General features: G+C 64.6%; 12 protein-coding genes. 4 read left to right on the forward strand and 8 right to left on the reverse strand.

The window, feature by feature from the left end; genetic code table 11:
* Positions 1–211 precede the first annotated feature (211 nt).
* The gene (locus tag AC3WK8_RS13625; RefSeq protein ID WP_103325615.1) at positions 212–715 is read left to right on the forward strand and encodes a peptidylprolyl isomerase; all 504 of its coding nucleotides are present in this window, start codon (positions 212–214) and stop codon (positions 713–715) included.
* The gene (lpxH, locus tag AC3WK8_RS13630) at positions 712–1464 is read left to right on the forward strand and encodes a UDP-2,3-diacylglucosamine diphosphatase (RefSeq protein ID WP_103325616.1); all 753 of its coding nucleotides are present in this window, start codon (positions 712–714) and stop codon (positions 1462–1464) included. The genes AC3WK8_RS13625 and lpxH overlap by 4 nt, the downstream gene beginning before the upstream one ends.
* A gap of 114 nt (positions 1465–1578) precedes the next feature.
* On the opposite strand, the gene AC3WK8_RS13635 is transcribed toward lpxH, so the two are convergent.
* From AC3WK8_RS13635 to AC3WK8_RS13665, 7 genes are all read right to left on the reverse strand, one after another.
* Positions 1579–3108: a DHA2 family efflux MFS transporter permease subunit gene (locus tag AC3WK8_RS13635; protein WP_053136644.1), complete on the reverse strand. Its 1530-nt coding sequence runs from the start codon at positions 3106–3108 to the stop codon at positions 1579–1581.
* A 68-nt stretch (positions 3109–3176) separates the two neighbouring features.
* A complete protein-coding gene (locus tag AC3WK8_RS13640; RefSeq protein WP_103325617.1) occupies positions 3177–4394 on the reverse strand; it encodes an HlyD family secretion protein in 1218 nt (405 codons plus the stop codon).
* 15 nt (positions 4395–4409) lie between these two features.
* Positions 4410–5879, reverse strand: a complete 1470-nt coding sequence (locus AC3WK8_RS13645) for an efflux transporter outer membrane subunit (protein WP_053136651.1) — start codon at positions 5877–5879, stop codon at positions 4410–4412.
* Positions 5876–6349, reverse strand: coding sequence for a MarR family winged helix-turn-helix transcriptional regulator (locus tag AC3WK8_RS13650; protein ID WP_022639666.1), 474 nt, complete (start codon positions 6347–6349; stop codon positions 5876–5878). The genes AC3WK8_RS13645 and AC3WK8_RS13650 overlap by 4 nt, the downstream gene beginning before the upstream one ends.
* 210 nt (positions 6350–6559) lie before the next feature.
* Complete coding sequence (locus AC3WK8_RS13655) at positions 6560–10231, reverse strand: translocation/assembly module TamB domain-containing protein (protein WP_103325618.1); 3672 nt, start codon at positions 10229–10231, stop codon at positions 6560–6562.
* Positions 10228–11955, reverse strand: coding sequence for an autotransporter assembly complex protein TamA (locus AC3WK8_RS13660; RefSeq protein WP_207245104.1), 1728 nt, complete (start codon positions 11953–11955; stop codon positions 10228–10230). Before AC3WK8_RS13660 ends, AC3WK8_RS13655 begins: the two co-directional genes overlap by 4 nt.
* 64 nt (positions 11956–12019) lie before the next feature.
* Positions 12020–12670, reverse strand: coding sequence for a GNAT family N-acetyltransferase (locus tag AC3WK8_RS13665; RefSeq protein WP_085598509.1), 651 nt, complete (start codon positions 12668–12670; stop codon positions 12020–12022).
* A gap of 173 nt (positions 12671–12843) precedes the next feature.
* Between AC3WK8_RS13665 and xthA the strand changes: the two genes are divergently transcribed.
* Positions 12844–13656 (forward strand): exodeoxyribonuclease III, encoded by an 813-nt coding sequence (gene xthA / locus AC3WK8_RS13670; protein WP_103325620.1) that lies wholly within the window; start codon positions 12844–12846, stop codon positions 13654–13656.
* Positions 13657–13704: 48 nt separating this feature from the next.
* Here the strand turns inward: xthA and AC3WK8_RS13675 are convergent, their stop codons facing one another.
* Complete coding sequence (locus AC3WK8_RS13675) at positions 13705–14037, reverse strand: DUF1508 domain-containing protein (RefSeq protein ID WP_022639673.1); 333 nt, start codon at positions 14035–14037, stop codon at positions 13705–13707.
* 293 nt (positions 14038–14330) lie between these two features.
* On the opposite strand from AC3WK8_RS13675, the gene AC3WK8_RS13680 reads away from it, so the two are divergent.
* Entirely contained in the window at positions 14331–15713 is a 1383-nt protein-coding gene (locus tag AC3WK8_RS13680) for a substrate-binding domain-containing protein (protein ID WP_103325621.1), read from the forward strand.
* Positions 15714–15720: the final 7 nt, after the last annotated feature.

The following is a 15720-nucleotide window of genomic DNA, read 5'->3' on the forward strand; positions in this document are numbered from 1 at the left end:
CATAGCCGATGCTGTCAAGTGCCTGACAGAGCGCAGCTTTAAAACTGCGGCTATTAATAGCAGGCAAGTTAAAAAACCACCTCGAAATTCATGGCTCTCAGGCTAAACTGCGCTCCTTGGCCGCAGGATGCGCCAGATCGGTCCGGACCGCTTGCCTGTCCCGGCCGCGAAGATTTTCTTGAAAACGCTTTCCTTATAAAGAGTACCGACCATGACCCAAGTCAAACTGACCACCAACCACGGCGAGATCGTGCTGGAACTGAACGCCGAGAAAGCCCCGTTGACCGTGGCCAACTTCGTCGAATACGTGAAAGCCGGTCATTACGAAAACACCATTTTCCACCGCGTCATCGGTAACTTCATGATCCAGGGCGGCGGCTTCGAACCTGGCATGAAAGAGAAGAAAGACAAGCGCCCAAGCATCCAGAACGAAGCGGACAACGGCCTCCCCAACGACAAGTACACCATCGCCATGGCCCGTACCATGGAGCCGCACTCGGCCTCCGCGCAGTTCTTCATCAACGTCACCGACAACAGCTTCCTCAACCACAGCGGCAAGACCGTGCAGGGCTGGGGCTACGCAGTATTCGGCAAGGTGATCGCCGGTAGCGAAGTGGTCGACAAGATCAAGGGCGTGGCCACCACCATGAAGGCCGGCCACCAGGACGTACCGGCAGAAGACGTGATCATCGAGAAAGCCGAGATCATTGAGTGATACTGCTGATTTCAGACCTGCATCTGGAAGAGCAACGCCCGGACATCACCCGGGCGTTTCTGGATTTACTCGGTGGCCGCGCCCGCGACGCCGAGGCGCTGTACATCCTCGGCGATTTCTTCGAGGTATGGATCGGCGACGATGCCATGACCTCCTACCAGCTTTCCATCTGCCAGGCGCTGCGGGAGCTGAGCGATAGCGGTACCCAGGTATTCCTGATGCACGGCAATCGCGACTTCCTGCTCGGCCAGGCCTTCTGCAAGGCCGCCGGCGCCACCCTGCTCAAGGACCCCAGCGTCGTCGACTTCTACGGCGAGCCGGTGCTGCTGATGCATGGCGACAGCCTGTGCACCCGCGACGAAGCCTACCAGCGCATGCGCCGTTACCTGCGCAACCCGCTGAGCCTGTGGATCCTGCGCCACCTGCCATTGCGTACCCGCCACAAGCTGGCACGCAAGCTGCGCAGCGAAAGCCGGGCGCAGACCCGCATGAAGGCCAACGACATCGTCGACGTCACCCCGGAGCAGGTGCCGCTGGTGATGCAGCGACAGGGGGTCCGCACCTTGGTGCATGGCCACACCCATCGTCCGGCGATCCACAAGTTGCAGATCGGCGACCAGGCGGCCCGGCGCATCGTGCTGGGCGACTGGGACCGCCAGGGCTGGGCGCTGCAGGTGGACGAACAAGGCATGCAACTGGCGGCCTTCGACTTCGTGCCCACCCAACTGGCGCTACCGGACTCTCCCTGAAGCAACGCTTGCCTGAAACGAAAACCGGCGTGCCGACGAAGAGGTTCTCGAACTTGCCATAGGTTCGAGGAGCCCTCCGCCGGCACGCCGGTGTTCTTTATCGCTGCTATGCCGTCAGTGTCCGCCCGAGGCCGGGCCGGCCTTGGCGGCGAACGGCGGCTTGGCCATCCAGACCAGCAGGATCAGGCCCATGAAACTCCATCCCAGCAAGGTGAAGTAGTCCACGGTGGAGAGCATGTACGCCTGGCTGGTGAGGATCTGGTCCATCTGCGCGTAGGCCTTGGTGCTCGCGCCGCCCAGGCTGTTCAGGGTTTCCCGGGTGGCCGGGTCGAAGACACTCATGTGCTCGCTCATGTAGGCGTGGTGCTGGTCCGCCCGGCGAATCCAGATCCAGGTGGTCAGCGAAGCCGCGAAGCTGCCGCCCAGGGTCCGCAGGAAGGTCGCCAGGCCGGCGCCATCGGCGATCTCGTGGGGTGGCAGGTCCGACATCAGGATGCTCAGGGTCGGCATGAAGAACAGCGCCACGCCGATGCCCATGAACAACTGCACCAGGGCCACATGCTGGAAGTCCACTTCGTTGGTGAAGCCGGCACGCATGAAGCAGCTCAGGCCCATGGCCAGGAACGCCAGGCCCGCCAGCAGGCGCAGGTCGATCTTGTGCGCATACTTGCCGACAAAGGGCGACATCAGCACCGGCAGGATGCCGATCGGCGCCACGGCCAGGCCGGCCCAGGTGGCGGTGTAGCCCATCTGCGTCTGCAACCATTGCGGCAGGATCAGGTTGATCCCGAAGAACCCCGCGTAACCGGCCACCAGCACGATGGTGCCGATGCGGAAGTTGCGATGGGCGAACAGACGCAGGTTGACCACCGGATGGCGGTCGGTCATTTCCCAGATCACGAACGCTGTCAGGGCGATCACCGAGATCACGCTGCCGATGATGATGAAGTTGGATTCGAACCAGTCCAGGTCGTTGCCCTTGTCGAGGACGATCTGCAAGGCGCCGACACCGATGATCAGCGCCAGCAGGCCGATGTAGTCCATCGGTTGGCGGCTGGTGACCACCGGCCGCGCCTTGAGCTGCTGCATCACCACCCAGGCGGCGAACAGTCCGATGGGGATATTGATGAAGAAAATCCAGGGCCAGCTGTAGCTGTCGGTGATCCAGCCACCGAGGATCGGCCCGGCGATGGGCGCCACCACCGTGACCATCGCCAGCAACGCCAGGGCCATGCCTCGCTTCGCCGGCGGATAGACGGCGATCAGCAGGGTCTGGGTCATCGGGTACAGCGGCCCGGCCACCACCCCTTGCAGCACCCGGAAGCCCACCAGCTCGGGCATCGAGGTGGAAATACCGCACAAGAACGAGGCCAGCACGAACAGCAGCGTGGCCCAGATGAACAGCTTCACTTCGCCGAAGCGCCGGCTCAGCCAGCCGGTCAGCGGCAAGGCGATGGCGTTGCTCACGGCAAACGAGGTGATGACCCAGGTGCCCTGCTCCGAACTCACCCCCAGGTTGCCGGAGATGGTCGGCAGCGCCACGTTGGCGATGGTGGTGTCGAGCACCTGCATGAAGGTCGCCAGCGACAGGCCGATGGTGCTCAGCAGCAAGCTGGGCGGGGTGAAAGAGGCGTTATTGCTCATCGCGAATCCTTTGGAACGGGACAGGCCTCCCGGCTCCTAGGCGGAGCCGGGACGGACGGATTGGCGAATCAGCGCTTGGCCGTCTTGCCGATGGCCGCGCTGTTGTCGTGGATCAGCCGGGTGATCAGGGCATCGGCTTCCACCAGCTGGCGGTCGTAGACAGCGGTGCTGAACGAGGCCTTTTGCGGTGGCTGCTGGGCCAGCACCGGGCCGCTCTGGTCCCGCAGGTTGACGTTGACCACCGTCGACAGGCCGACCCGCAGCGGATGCTTGGCCAGTTCCTCGGCATTGATGTGGATCCGCACCGGCACCCGCTGGACGATCTTGATCCAGTTACCGGTGGCGTTCTGCGCCGGCAGCAGAGCGAAGGCGCTGCCGGTACCGGCGCCGAGGCTGTCCACTGTGCCGCTGTACTTCACATCGCTGCCATAGATGTCGGCCTCGATGTCCACCGGCTGGCCGATGCGCATGTCGCGCAGCTGGGTTTCCTTGAAGTTGGCATCGATCCACAGCTGGTCCAGGGGAATCACAGCCATCAGCGCAGTACCCGGCTGCACACGCTGGCCCAGTTGCACGGTGCGCTTGGCCACATAGCCGGTGACCGGGGCGATCAAGGTGCTGCGTGCGTTGTTCAGGTAGGCCTGGCGCAGTTGCGCGGCCGCCGACTGCACGTCCGGATGGTTGGAAACCACGGTGTCGTCCACCAGGGCGTTGGTGGTGTTGAGCTGCTGCTGGGCGTTGGCCAGGGCATTCTGCGCGCTGGTCAGGTCATCCCGGGCGTGGGACAGCTCTTCCTGGGAAATCGCCCCGCTGGCCGCGAGGTTCTTGCGGCGGTTGTAGTTGTCCTGGGCTTTCTGCACCTCGGCCTTCTGCGCGGCCACCTGGGCCCGCATGCCGTCCACATTGCTGTACAGGCCGCGCACCTGGCGCACGGTCCGCGCCAGGTTGGCCTCGGCGCTCTGCAGGCCGACCTGGGCATCGTTGGGGTCGAAGTTGATCAGCACCTGGCCTTCATGCACCAGGTCGCCATCGTCGGCGCCGATACTGACCACCGTGCCGGTGACCAGCGGGGTGATCTCCACCACGTTGCCGTTGACGTAGGCGTCGTCGGTATTTTCATTCCAGCGGCCATAGAGCTCATGCCAGGCGTAGACGCCCAGGCCGCCCAGTACGACGATGGCCGCCAGCCCCAGCAGCATGATCTTGCGCTTGCGTGGGTTGGCGTTGTCCGGAGTGCTTGGAGTGCTTGGAGTGCTTGGAGTGCTTGGAGTGTCGGCGGTAGCCATGACAAATACCTCGAATTATTTGGTCTGCGGGGCGGGGCTGGGATTGGCCGAAGCCAGGTTCTGGGTGTCGAAACCGCCCCCCAGGGCCTGCATCAGTTGGATCGACAGGTCGATCTGTTGCGCATTGAGCGTGGCCAGTTGGCGCTGGGTCTGCAGCAATTGCTGCTCGATGCTCAGCACGTCCAGGTAGTTGCCGATACCCGAGCCATAGCGCTGGACCACTGTGTCATAGGACTCCTGGGCGATGTCGGTGGCATGTTGCTGGGCAGCGATCTGCCGGCCGATATCGCGCAACTGGGTGACGCTGTCGCTGACGTCACCGAGGGCCGTCACCAGGGTCTTGTTGTACTGGGCCACCGCCAGGTCGTAGTCGGCGTCCCGGGCGTCGAGGCTGGCCCGCAGCCGCCCACCGTCGAAGATCGGCAGCGAGACGGTCGGGGCTATGTTGAAGAAACGGCTGGCGGAGCCGAACATCGCGTCCCCCAGCACCGACTCGGCACCGGCGCTGGCGCTCAGGTTGAGGTTGGGATAGAAGCGGGTCTTGCTGGCGTCGATGTTCTTGCTCGCCGCCTCCACCCGCCAGCGGGCCGCCACCAGGTCGGGGCGACGCCCCAGCAGTTCCGCTGGCAACACCGACGGCAGCGCCACGGCACTGGCCTGCAGGACCTTGGGCCGGCGGATTTCGTCGGAGCGCTCCGGTCCCTTGCCCAGCAACACCGCAAGGGCGATCTTGGCGCTCTGCAATTGCTTCTCGGCATCGATCTGGCTGGCCTGGGAGCTGGCCTCCAGGCTCTCGGTCTGCTGGTACTGGTACTGGCTGTCGATCCCGGCGCTCAAGCGCCGCTGGCTCAGGTCGAGCATCTGCCGGGTCCGCTTGAGGTCCTCGGTGGCCAGGTCATGGACGATATAGGCACGCCCCAGGTCGCTGTAGGCCCGGGCGACGTCGGCGGCCAGGCTCAAGCTGGCGGCCTGGCGATCGACCTCGGCGGCCCGGGCCTGGCCCAGGGCCGCTTCCCAGGCCGCGCGCTGACCGCCCCAGAGATCGAAGTTGTAGTTGAAGCTGGCGCCCAGGTTGCGCACCGTGGAATAGGCTCCGCCCTGCCCTCGGGGATCCTGGTCGCGGGCCAGGCGCGAACGGCTGACACCGGCGCTGGCGTCCAGGGTCGGCATCCGCTCGGCATCGGCGGCATAGGCCGCGGCACTGGCCTGATGCGCGCGAGCGCTGGCGATCTGCATGTCCGGGCTGTCGCGCAGGGCCTCCTGGATCAGGCCGTCGAGCTGGCTGTCGCCCAGGCTCTTCCACCAGTCGGCACGGGGCCAGGCTGCCGGCGACAGGCTGACGCCATTGAGCGCCTGGCCGGTGGCCAGGCTCTGGGCCGAGAGGCTCACGCCCTCGGTGTCCAGGCCACTGTAATTGGCGCAACCGGCCAGGCTCATGGCCATCAGCACCAGGCTGGCGCGAGTACGCAAGGTTCTACTGCTCATTTGGCACCTACTCGCTGGATGGTGATCGGGTCACCGGCTGCCAGCAGCATTTTCTTGAGGATCTGTTCCAGGGTGGCCAACTCCTCGGGAGTGATGGCGCCGGTCAATTCGTTCATCGCCTCGGCACCGATGAAGGGCAAGCGGTCGGTGAGCTTGCGGCCTTCCTCGGTGAGCACCAGCTGCACCTGGCGACGATCGCCTTCGGAACGCCTGCGCACCAGGAAATCCTTCTGTTCCAGACGATCGAGCATGCGGGTCATGGAACCGCTATCCAGGGACAAGTGGCGGCACAGTTCGGCCGGGGTATCGACACCGAACTGGGCCATGATGATCAGCACCTTGAACTGCGCGGCGGTGATGCCGTGGGGCTCCATGTGGGTGTCGATGATCCGGTCCTTGAGCAAGGCGGCGCGCCCCAGCAGCAGGCCAAGATGGCAATTGTGAAAATCGTCCGGTTGGAAATGCTTCATCTGCTCACCAATTAGCTGCCTAGGCAGGGAGTGTGTGACGAGATGTTACTGCCTAGGCAGCGAATGTCAATGTAATAATTAGCATGCTCTGTACCTGGCTTATAAGCAGGACAGGTGATGGCGCGCGAAGGCCGCGGGAGGCAATGAACGAAGGAAAGACCTGCCCCGGCCACCGACGCTCCAAGCGCCAGTGGCCGAGGCCGGCAAGCGCTAGAAGTCGCGCTTGTAGAAGATGTCCAGGGAGCTGGCGAAGCCGCTGGCGGCCTCCAGGTAGACCTTCTTGCTCAGCTTGTAGCGCAAGGCGATGGTGCTGGCCGGCTCGAAGACCCCTACCCCGTAGCGCAGGCTGAGTCGTTCGGAAATGTTGCCGCTGGCCACTACGCTGGTGGCATTGCCGCTGCCCTGGGTATCGAGCTGGAAATCCTGGATCCCCAGGTTCTTGGCGATACCTCCGGTGAGCTCCGAACTGCCCATCAAGCCCAGGCCGAGGGCGGCCTGGGCAAGCATGTTGTTGTCTTCGCCGCCGGAGCTCAGCGGCCGTCCCAGCACCAGGTAGGACAGGGCCTGCTCCTGGCTCATGGCCGGCTCGGAGAAGATCTTGGTCGTCGGCTGCTCGGCGCTGCCGCTCAAACGGATGCCGGCGATCACGTTGTCGGTCTGGCGCACCGCCTCGATATCCAGGTAGGGCTGGTCGATGGGGCCGGCGAACAGCAACCGCGCCCGGCGTACCGTCAGGCGCTGGCCATAGGCACGGTAGCGGCCATCGTTGAGCCACAGCTCGCCACGGGTGTCCATGTTGTCGCCGATGTGCACATGGCCCTGCAGGTTGGCCGTCAGCCCGAAGCCGCTGAAGGCCAGCTTGTCCTGGCCCACTTCCACGTCGATGTTCATCGCCATGGCCATGGGCGCCTTGCCCTCGACGGTCTGCTGGCCAACGATCACCGTGTCGTCGGAAACCTTGACCGTCGATGGCGGCAGCTCGCGCACGGTGATCTGGCCCTTGGGAATCGCCACCTTGCCGCTGATCGCCAGCCGGTTGTCCTGCAGGGCGATCTTCAGGTCAGGCGCCACCTCAAGCGCCGCATAGGGCTCGACCGTCACCGGCAGTTGCGAACCCTTGAGGTTGAGGTCCACCAGCAGTTCCCGGCCCCAGGCGAGGTTGCCGTCGAGGCTGCCCTGGCCGCTCTTGCCGCCCTTCCAGGTGCCGTCGAGGCGCACGTTCTCACCCATGATCTGCGCGCTCAGCTGCAGGTCCTCGATGCTGGTGGGCAGTTCGGAACCGGATACCTGGCCACCGCTGAGTTGCAAGCTGCCGTTGACCTGGGGCGCCAGCAGGCCGCCGGACAGCCGGCCGCTGCCGTTCAAGTTGCCATTGAGCTTTTCCACCATGGGCACGAACGGCCGCGCCACGGAGAGGTCCAGGCCACTGAGGCGGAACTCCCCGGACAGCGGCTTGTTCTTGGGCAGCGGGTTGATCTGCGCCTGGACCATCAACTGCCCGAGCTTGCCGCCATCGAACTGCAATTGGCTGTCGATGCGCCGTGGTCCCAGGCGCGAGTCGAGCTTCAGGGCCTGGTAGGGAAAGTCCAGCCACTGCTCCTTGTCCTTGACCCGCAGGGTGCCGCCACTGGCATCCACGACGATCTGGCCCTTGGGGCCGCTGGCCGGCAGGTCCAGTTGGACATCGGCATTGAGCATGCCCTTCCAGGCGAAATCCTTGGGCAACCACTGGGCCAGGCTGTCGATGGGGAAGCGCTTGAGGTGGTAGCGCAGCTTCGGTTCGGGCATCAGCCGCTGGTCTTCGCCACACAGGCTGGCGTCGCCGCTGACCCAGCAATGGGCGGCGAAGTTGACCGTGCCATTGGCCAGGCGCTCGAGCCGCGCCGGGGTCTGCAGCTTCCAGTCCTGGCCACCGCTCTGGAGCTCACCGCTGGCCAGCCGTCCGCGCCAGGCGCCCTGGTCCAGGGTGCCATCCAGGCCCAGGGCCAGCTTCAACAGCGGGCCTTGCAGGTCCAGTTGCAGCTGCTGCTTGCGGATGTCGCCCTGGCCAGCCAGGGTCAGGCTACCGAGCTGGGTATCGCCGGCCTGGATGCCGCTGCCCTTGAGTTCGATGCGAGCCTTCTGCGCCCCATCGAGGCTGGCATCGAGCTTGAGGCTTTGCAGGCGGTTGTCGGCAAAGGCCAACTGCTGCCCGTTCAGCTCCGCCTTGCCCTGGGGCGCCGCGAGCGTCCCGGCCAGGTCCAACCGGCCACTGAGCTGGCCGCGCAACTGCGGCCAGAGCTGGCCCAGGCGCGGCAGGCGGATGTCCAACTGACCGCTGACCTTCTGCTGCAGGCTGCCTGCACCATTGATCCGGTTATCCCCCAGGCGAATGTCCAGGGTATTGAGGCGCCACTGCTCGCCGGCGCCGTCGGCCTTGGCCTGCAGCAGCGCGGGCTGGCCGCGCAGGCGGCCCTTGAGATCCAGGTCGGCGGCGAGCTTGAGCTGCTGGTTCTTCAGCTCCCCCTGGCTACGCAAGGGGCCGGCCAGGGTTCCGGGCAATTCGGCCAGCCAGTAGGCCGGGTTGATGGCCGACAGGTCCAGGGCGGTATCCCAGGCCAGGCCATCGGCGAACTGCAGGTTCAAGTGCCCCTGGGCCTTGCCCTGGCCGGCGGTCAGTTGCAATTGCGGCAGGTGCACCTGGCCCAGGTCGCCACTGAACGGACTGCCGAGGCTGAAGGCCCCTGCCGGACCATCCAGGTCCCCCTGGAAGTTGCCCAGGTAGTTGCCATCGCGGTACGCCACTTCGGCGTTGAACTTGCGCAGGGCCACGGCCGGCTCGTCGATTTGTGGGTAGAGGCGATGCCAGGGAAAGTCCAGCCAGGCGAGCCGGGCCTCGGCGACAAAGCCCTGGCTCCAGTCCAGCTGGCCCTCGAGCTTGAGGCTCTGGTGGTCGCTGGCCTGCAGTTCCAGGGTGGTGATCTGGGCGCCCTTGGCATCGACCTTACCCTGCAACGACAAGGCAACCGGCCCTTGCTCGGCCGGCAGGCTGGCCTGGCCGACGAGCTGGTAGCCGCGTTTCAGGTCGCCCTTGCCGGTGAGCTGCAGCTGGTCCAATTGCAGGGTATCCGGCAGGTCGGCACTGGCCTTGAAGCCATCCGCGGTGATCCGTACCTGGGCCGGCAGGTCCTGGGCCAGCGGTTGCAGTTCACCGCTCAGGCGCCCTTGCAGGTAACCACTGCTGTCGGCCTGCAACTTGAGGGTCTTGAGCAGGTCGCCCTCGACCTGCAGCGCCAGTTTCCAGGGGCCGTCGCCGGGAGCCGGCAGGCCAAGGCTGCCCTGGGCAGTCAGGGGCCAGTCGCCCGTGGGTTGCAGCAGGCCGGTCAACTCCAGGGCCAGGTCGTCGCGTTGCAGTTGCAACGCATCGATGCGTAGCCCCTGGGTAGTCCAGTGGGCCGCCAGTTGCAGGCTCTTGAGTTGCTCGCTGCCGTCGAGCAGCAGGCTGCCGAGCCGTACCCGCCCCAGCTCGATGGCCAGCGGCAGGTGCAACTCCGGCAAGCTGATGGGCCCCGGGCTCTCCTGGCCACCGGCCGGAAACTGCAGGCTGACCTGATCGGCCTCCAGTTGCTCGATGCACAGCGTCATGCGCAGCAGGCAAGCAGGCGACCAGGAAAACTGCACGCCGCGCAGTTCGATCCGCGTGCCGTCCTGCTGCCAAAGCAGCTGCCCGGCGCTCCACTGCCCCCCGAGGCGACCGTCGAATTGCTCCAGGCTCAAGCCCGGCACCTGGCGCAAGGCCCAGCGGCTGCCGGCCTGGGTCCCGAGGACCGCGGCCAGCGCAAGGATGACCAGGACCACCAGCGCCAGGATCGCCAGCAGCGTTATCTTCAAACCACGCTTCACAGCTCTGGCCCCATGGAAAAGTGCAAACGTATACCGCCGTCATCATTCATGGCGTGGGCCAGGTCGACCCGGATCGGGCCCACCGGCGAGACCCAGCGCACCCCGAGCCCGACCCCGGTCTTGAGGTTCGGCAGTTCCAGCTTATTGAAGGAGTTGCCCTGGTCGATAAAAGTCGCGATCCGCCATTTTTCGGCGATCGAGTATTGATATTCGACGCTGCCGGCGACCATGTAGCGCCCACCGATGCGATCGCCCTTGGAGTTCTTCGGCGACAGGCTCTGGTAGTCGTAGCCACGCACGCTCTGGTCGCCACCGGCGAAGAAACGCAGGGACGGCGGCACCGATTTGTAGCCGTTGGTGGCGCTCCCGCCGAACTGCACCCGGCCCAGCAGGCGATGGTTGTCCCAGACCGTGGTCAGGCCCTTGAGCAACACCGTGCCGTACAACAGGTTGTTGTCCGAGCCCAGGCCTTCCTTGGCCACCTTGGTATCGAACTGGATGCGATAACCGTTGTGCGGATCGATACGGTTGTCACTGCGCAGATAGGAATACGTCAGGCCAGGCATCAGCAGGTTGCTCAGGCCCGAATCATCGCCGAGCCGATACTCTTCGCGCTGGTACTTGAGCGAGACCACCCGCTGCCAGCCACTGGGCAGCTTGCTGTGCCACTCGGGCCCCAGGGTCAACAGCTTGCTCAGGGTATCGGTGCCGGAGATTTCTTCGTTCTGGTAGCCGCCGGCGAACCGCAGCTTGTCGGTCAGGGGCGGGTCCAGGGGAATGTCGTACCACAGCCCGACGTTCTGCCGTGGCGCCGAGACTTCAGCCTCCCAGCCATAGCTGTGGCCCTGGGGGTTGACCCAATGTCGGGTCCAGTTGGCCTTGACCCGTGGGCCGACGTCGGTGGAGTAGCCCAGGCCCAGGCCCATGGTGCGGGGCTTGCGGGTGTCGAGCTGGACCGCCACCGGAATCACTTTATGCTCGGCAGCGGTAGGCGTGGCATCCACCCGCACGGATTCGAAATAGCCACTGGACTGCAGGGCCTGGTTGAGTTCGGCGATCAATTCGGAGTCGTAGGCGGTACCGGCCTTGAACGGCACCATGCGCCGCAGCAGGTCTTCATCGAACAGCGAGTCCCCGCTGAAGCTGACCTTGCCCAGGGCATAGCGCGGGCCGCTGTCGTAGACCAGCTCGATGTCCGCCACGCCGGCCAGCGGGTCCACCCGCAGTTGCTGCCGGGTAAAGCGCCCGCTGAAGAAGCCATAGCGCGAGGCCTGGTTCTGGATCAGGCGCTTGGCGTCTTCGTAACGCCCATGGTTGAGCACCGCGCCAGGCTTGAGCTGGTCGCTGTCAGGGGTACGAAAGGACTTGAGGGAGGCGGCCGGGCCTTCGACCCGGATGGTCACTTCGCGCAGGTGCACCGGCTCGCCGGGATCGATGCGCAACAGCAGGCGCGGCTTGTCGCCGCCCCGTACTTCGCTGGAGATCAATGGCTGGTAGTAGCCCAGGGCCTGGGCAGCTTTCTTGGCCTGCTCCTCGGCGCCCCTGCTGAACCTCAGCAGGGCTTCTTCATCTCGATCGCCAAGATCGCCGATATAACCTTCGATGTTGGCCTTCAACTCGTCGTTGGCAGGTTTGATCCTGACAGCCAATTCGCTTTGCGCCAGCGCCGCACAGCTGGTGAACAGCAGCAAGAAACCGCTGGTGAATCTTCCGGAAAACTTCATAGGCGCGGATGCTATCACGAGCTTGGGAGGGCGATAGAGCGCTCGAGGGCGGGGAAAGTTCGATTCAGCCTGTTGCGCTTTGTAAGCGCTGCGGATTGGGATGGAAGAACACATGCTCGCGGACCGGCCCTACCGCCACCTCGCCGATCTCTGCATAACCCTGGCGCTGGTAGAACGCGAGATAACGCGGGTTGCCGGTATCGAGCACCACGCCCTGGGAGTTGGCGTCCACCGCGCACCAGTTGTGCACCGCCTCCAGCAACTGTTCGCCAAAATGCTGCCCCTGGAACTGCGGATGCACGCCCAGCAGTGGTAATACATGCAGCGCATCGTTGGGCAGGCAGGCTTGCACCGCGTCATGGTATTCCAGGTAGCGCCGGGTACAGCGAAAGCCCGTGCTCAACACCATGCGCAGTCGCCAGGCCCAACTCTCGGTGATGCCCAGCCGGCGCCGGGGCGGCGCGATCAGGGCGATACCGATCAGCCGGTCATTGACCAGCAAGCCGATGGCTGGCAGTTCCTGCAAGAAGTGTTGCCTGACCAGCTCGCGCACCGTGGCCCGCACCCGTTGCTCGTAGCCGGGGCGCTCGGACTCGAAGATGAAACCGAAGGTCGGTTCGTGACGATAGGCCTGGTACAACAGCGACCGCGCTTCGCGGGAATACCCGCTGTCGAGCATGTGGATATCGGCGATGGCATTGCTGGCCTCGGGCATGACGGTCACTCCTCCCTGGCGCGGCTCGAAAGGTCGCGCTCTTGTATTACGAGCCTTGCGCGCCGCTGAACGTTCCCGCGCCCAAGGACATTAGCAGCGCATCGGCGGCGCTGCCACGCTGGTCGACCCGGGCGTTGTCAGCTAGCATCGCTGTTTTGCCAGGACCGCCGACCATGAAGATCGTCTCGTTCAACATCAACGGGCTGCGCGCCCGCCCCCATCAGCTGGCGGCGCTGATCGACAAGCACCAGCCGGACGTGATCGGCCTGCAGGAAACCAAGGTCGCCGACGAGCAGTTCCCCCTCGCCGAGGTCCAGGCCCTGGGGTATCACGTGCATTACCACGGCCAGAAGGGCCACTACGGCGTCGCCCTGCTCTCACGCCAGGCGCCACTGGCCCTGCACAAGGGCTTCGACAACGATGACGAAGACGCCCAGCGCCGCTTCATCTGGGGCACTTTCGCCGACGCCGCTGGCACGCCGGTGACCATCATGAACGGCTATTTCCCCCAGGGCGAAAGCCGCGACCACCCCACCAAGTTCCCGGCCAAGGAGCGCTTCTACAGCGACCTGCAACAGTTGCTGGAAAGCCGCTTCAGCAACGACCAGCCCCTGGTGGTCATGGGTGATGTGAACATTTCCCCGGAAGACTGCGACATCGGCATCGGCGCCGACAACGCCAAGCGCTGGCTCAAGACCGGCAAGTGCAGCTTCCTCCCGGAAGAGCGCGAGTGGATGGCACGCCTGAAGAACTGGGGCCTGGTGGACAGCTTCCGCCACCTCAACCCCGAGGTGAACGACCGCTTCAGCTGGTTCGACTATCGCAGCCGTGGCTTCGAAGACGAACCCAAGCGTGGCCTGCGCATCGATCTTATCCTGGCGTCCCGTGGCCTGCTGCCGCGGGTCAAGGCTGCCGGGGTCGACTATGAACTGAGGGGCATGGAGAAACCTTCGGACCACGCGCCGATCTGGCTCGAATTGAGCTGATCGCCAGGCACAAAAAAGCCCATCTGTTGATGGGCTTTTTTCTGCCGGTTAGAGCTGGACCCGCTGGACGCGGTCCGTGGTGCCGGCGCTGGCAATCTCGCCGATGGCTCTCTCCAGGGCCTCTTGCGAATCGTACAAGTGGCTGACGAGGATCACCTCATTGCCAGACTTGAGCTTGAAATAGGGCTTGCCACCCGACGAAATTTTCTTGACGTAGCGCTCGGGAGAGGCGCAGTGTGCGCGGAACAGGCCGAGGGCTGCCTCGGCACTGTCCCGGCAAGGGTAGCGGTCGCTTTGAAGCATGGTCTGCGCCTCCTCTGTCTTGAGCAAGAATCTGCACGCACCACTGCCATACTGCTTCAGTTCAAACCAGGCACTCATTTGCAACTCCTTTGAAAGTCACGAGAACTGGCAGCTCCACGCTGCCGGGGCATCTGCGGGGATGACGCGTTGGCAGTCGCCCCAATCCCCTACAGACAAAGTTGTCCACTCTACGTAGGCCCCAAAGGCTGGTCTTTAGGAAAAATCTCAAAAAATCTAGAGAAAACAGCTATTTATGGCGTAGGACTTTCGCCATTTATCGATGACACCCGTCCTTCGTCACATGCCTGTCACCTCCCTGACTTAATCTCGCCGGCACTTACCTCTTCCTCTATATAGAAGGCCAGTGCCCCATGCCCCGCGTTTTCTCCGCCAGTGAACGAGACATCTGGTGCCGGACCATCAGCCTGTTCCTGATCGGTTTCATTTGTTATTCCCTGCCCTGGTCGGCATTCGCCGCCCTGCCCCTGGCGGCGGACGACACGGCGGTGCTGCGTATCCAGGGTTCCAACACCATCGGCGCCCGGTTGGGCCCGGCGCTGGTCAAGGGGCTCATGGAACAACAGGGCCTGCATGGCATCAGGATCGAGGCTAGCGGCAAGGACAACGAGCAACGGGTCATCGGCCAGACCGCCCAGGGCGGCCAGGTCCGGGCGGAGGTGGCGGCCCATGGCTCGAGCACCGGCTTTGCCGCGCTGAACAGTGCCCGAGCCGACCTGGCCGCCGCCTCACGGCCGATCAAGGACGGTGAACTGGTGGAGCTGGAGAACCTCGGTGACCTGAAAAGCCCCGACGCCGAGCAAGTCATCGCCATCGACGGCCTGGCGATCATCCTCCACCCTCGCAACCCGCTGACCCGCTTGAGCACCGAGCAACTGGCGCGACTGTTCAGCGGCGAGACCAAGACCTGGGAAGACCTGGGCGGGATCGGCGGCCCGGTGCACCTGTATGCCCGGGATGACCAGTCGGGTACCTACGACACCTTCAGGGAGTTGGTCCTTGGCCGGCGCGGCAAGGCCCTGAGTCCCGGCGCCAAGCGTTTCGAATCCAGCGAGCAGCTGTCCGACGCGGTCAGCCAGGATCCCCAGGGCATAGGCTTCATCGGCCTGCCCTATGTGCGCCAGGCCAAGGCGGTGGCCATCGTCGACGGCGATTCGCAACCGATGCTGCCACTCAACAGCCTGATCGCCACCGAGGACTATCCGCTGTCGCGCCGCTTGTACCTGTACCTGCCGCCCGACAGCCAGAACCCCTGGGCCAAGGCCTTGGTGAGCTTCGCCCAGAGCGCCAAAGGCCAGGCCATCGTCGCCGCCAACGGCTTCGTCGCCCAGACCGTGCAAGCCATGAGCGTGACGCCCAACCCGCAGATGCCCGAGGCCTACCAGGCCCTGGCCCGGGAAGCCCAGCGCCTGAGCGTGAACTTTCGCTTCGAGGAAGGCAGCGCCAACCTGGACAACAAGGCCCGCCAGGACCTGAGCCGGGTCCTGGACTATCTGCGCCAGCACGGCAAGATGACTCGCCAGGTAACCCTGGCCGGCTTCGGCGATGCCAAGAACGACCCCGGCCGCGCCGCCCTGCTGTCCAAACTGCGGGCCATGGCGGTACGTAGGGAACTGGTGAAGAGTGGCGTGGTGTTGCGCGAGATCCGCGGTTTCGGCGCACAGTTGCCGGTGGCCGCCAACGATCTCGACGAGGGCCGGATCAAGAACCGGCGCGTGGAGGTCTGGGTCTACTGAACCCATG

The organism is Pseudomonas sp. FW507-12TSA (assembly GCF_058781435.1).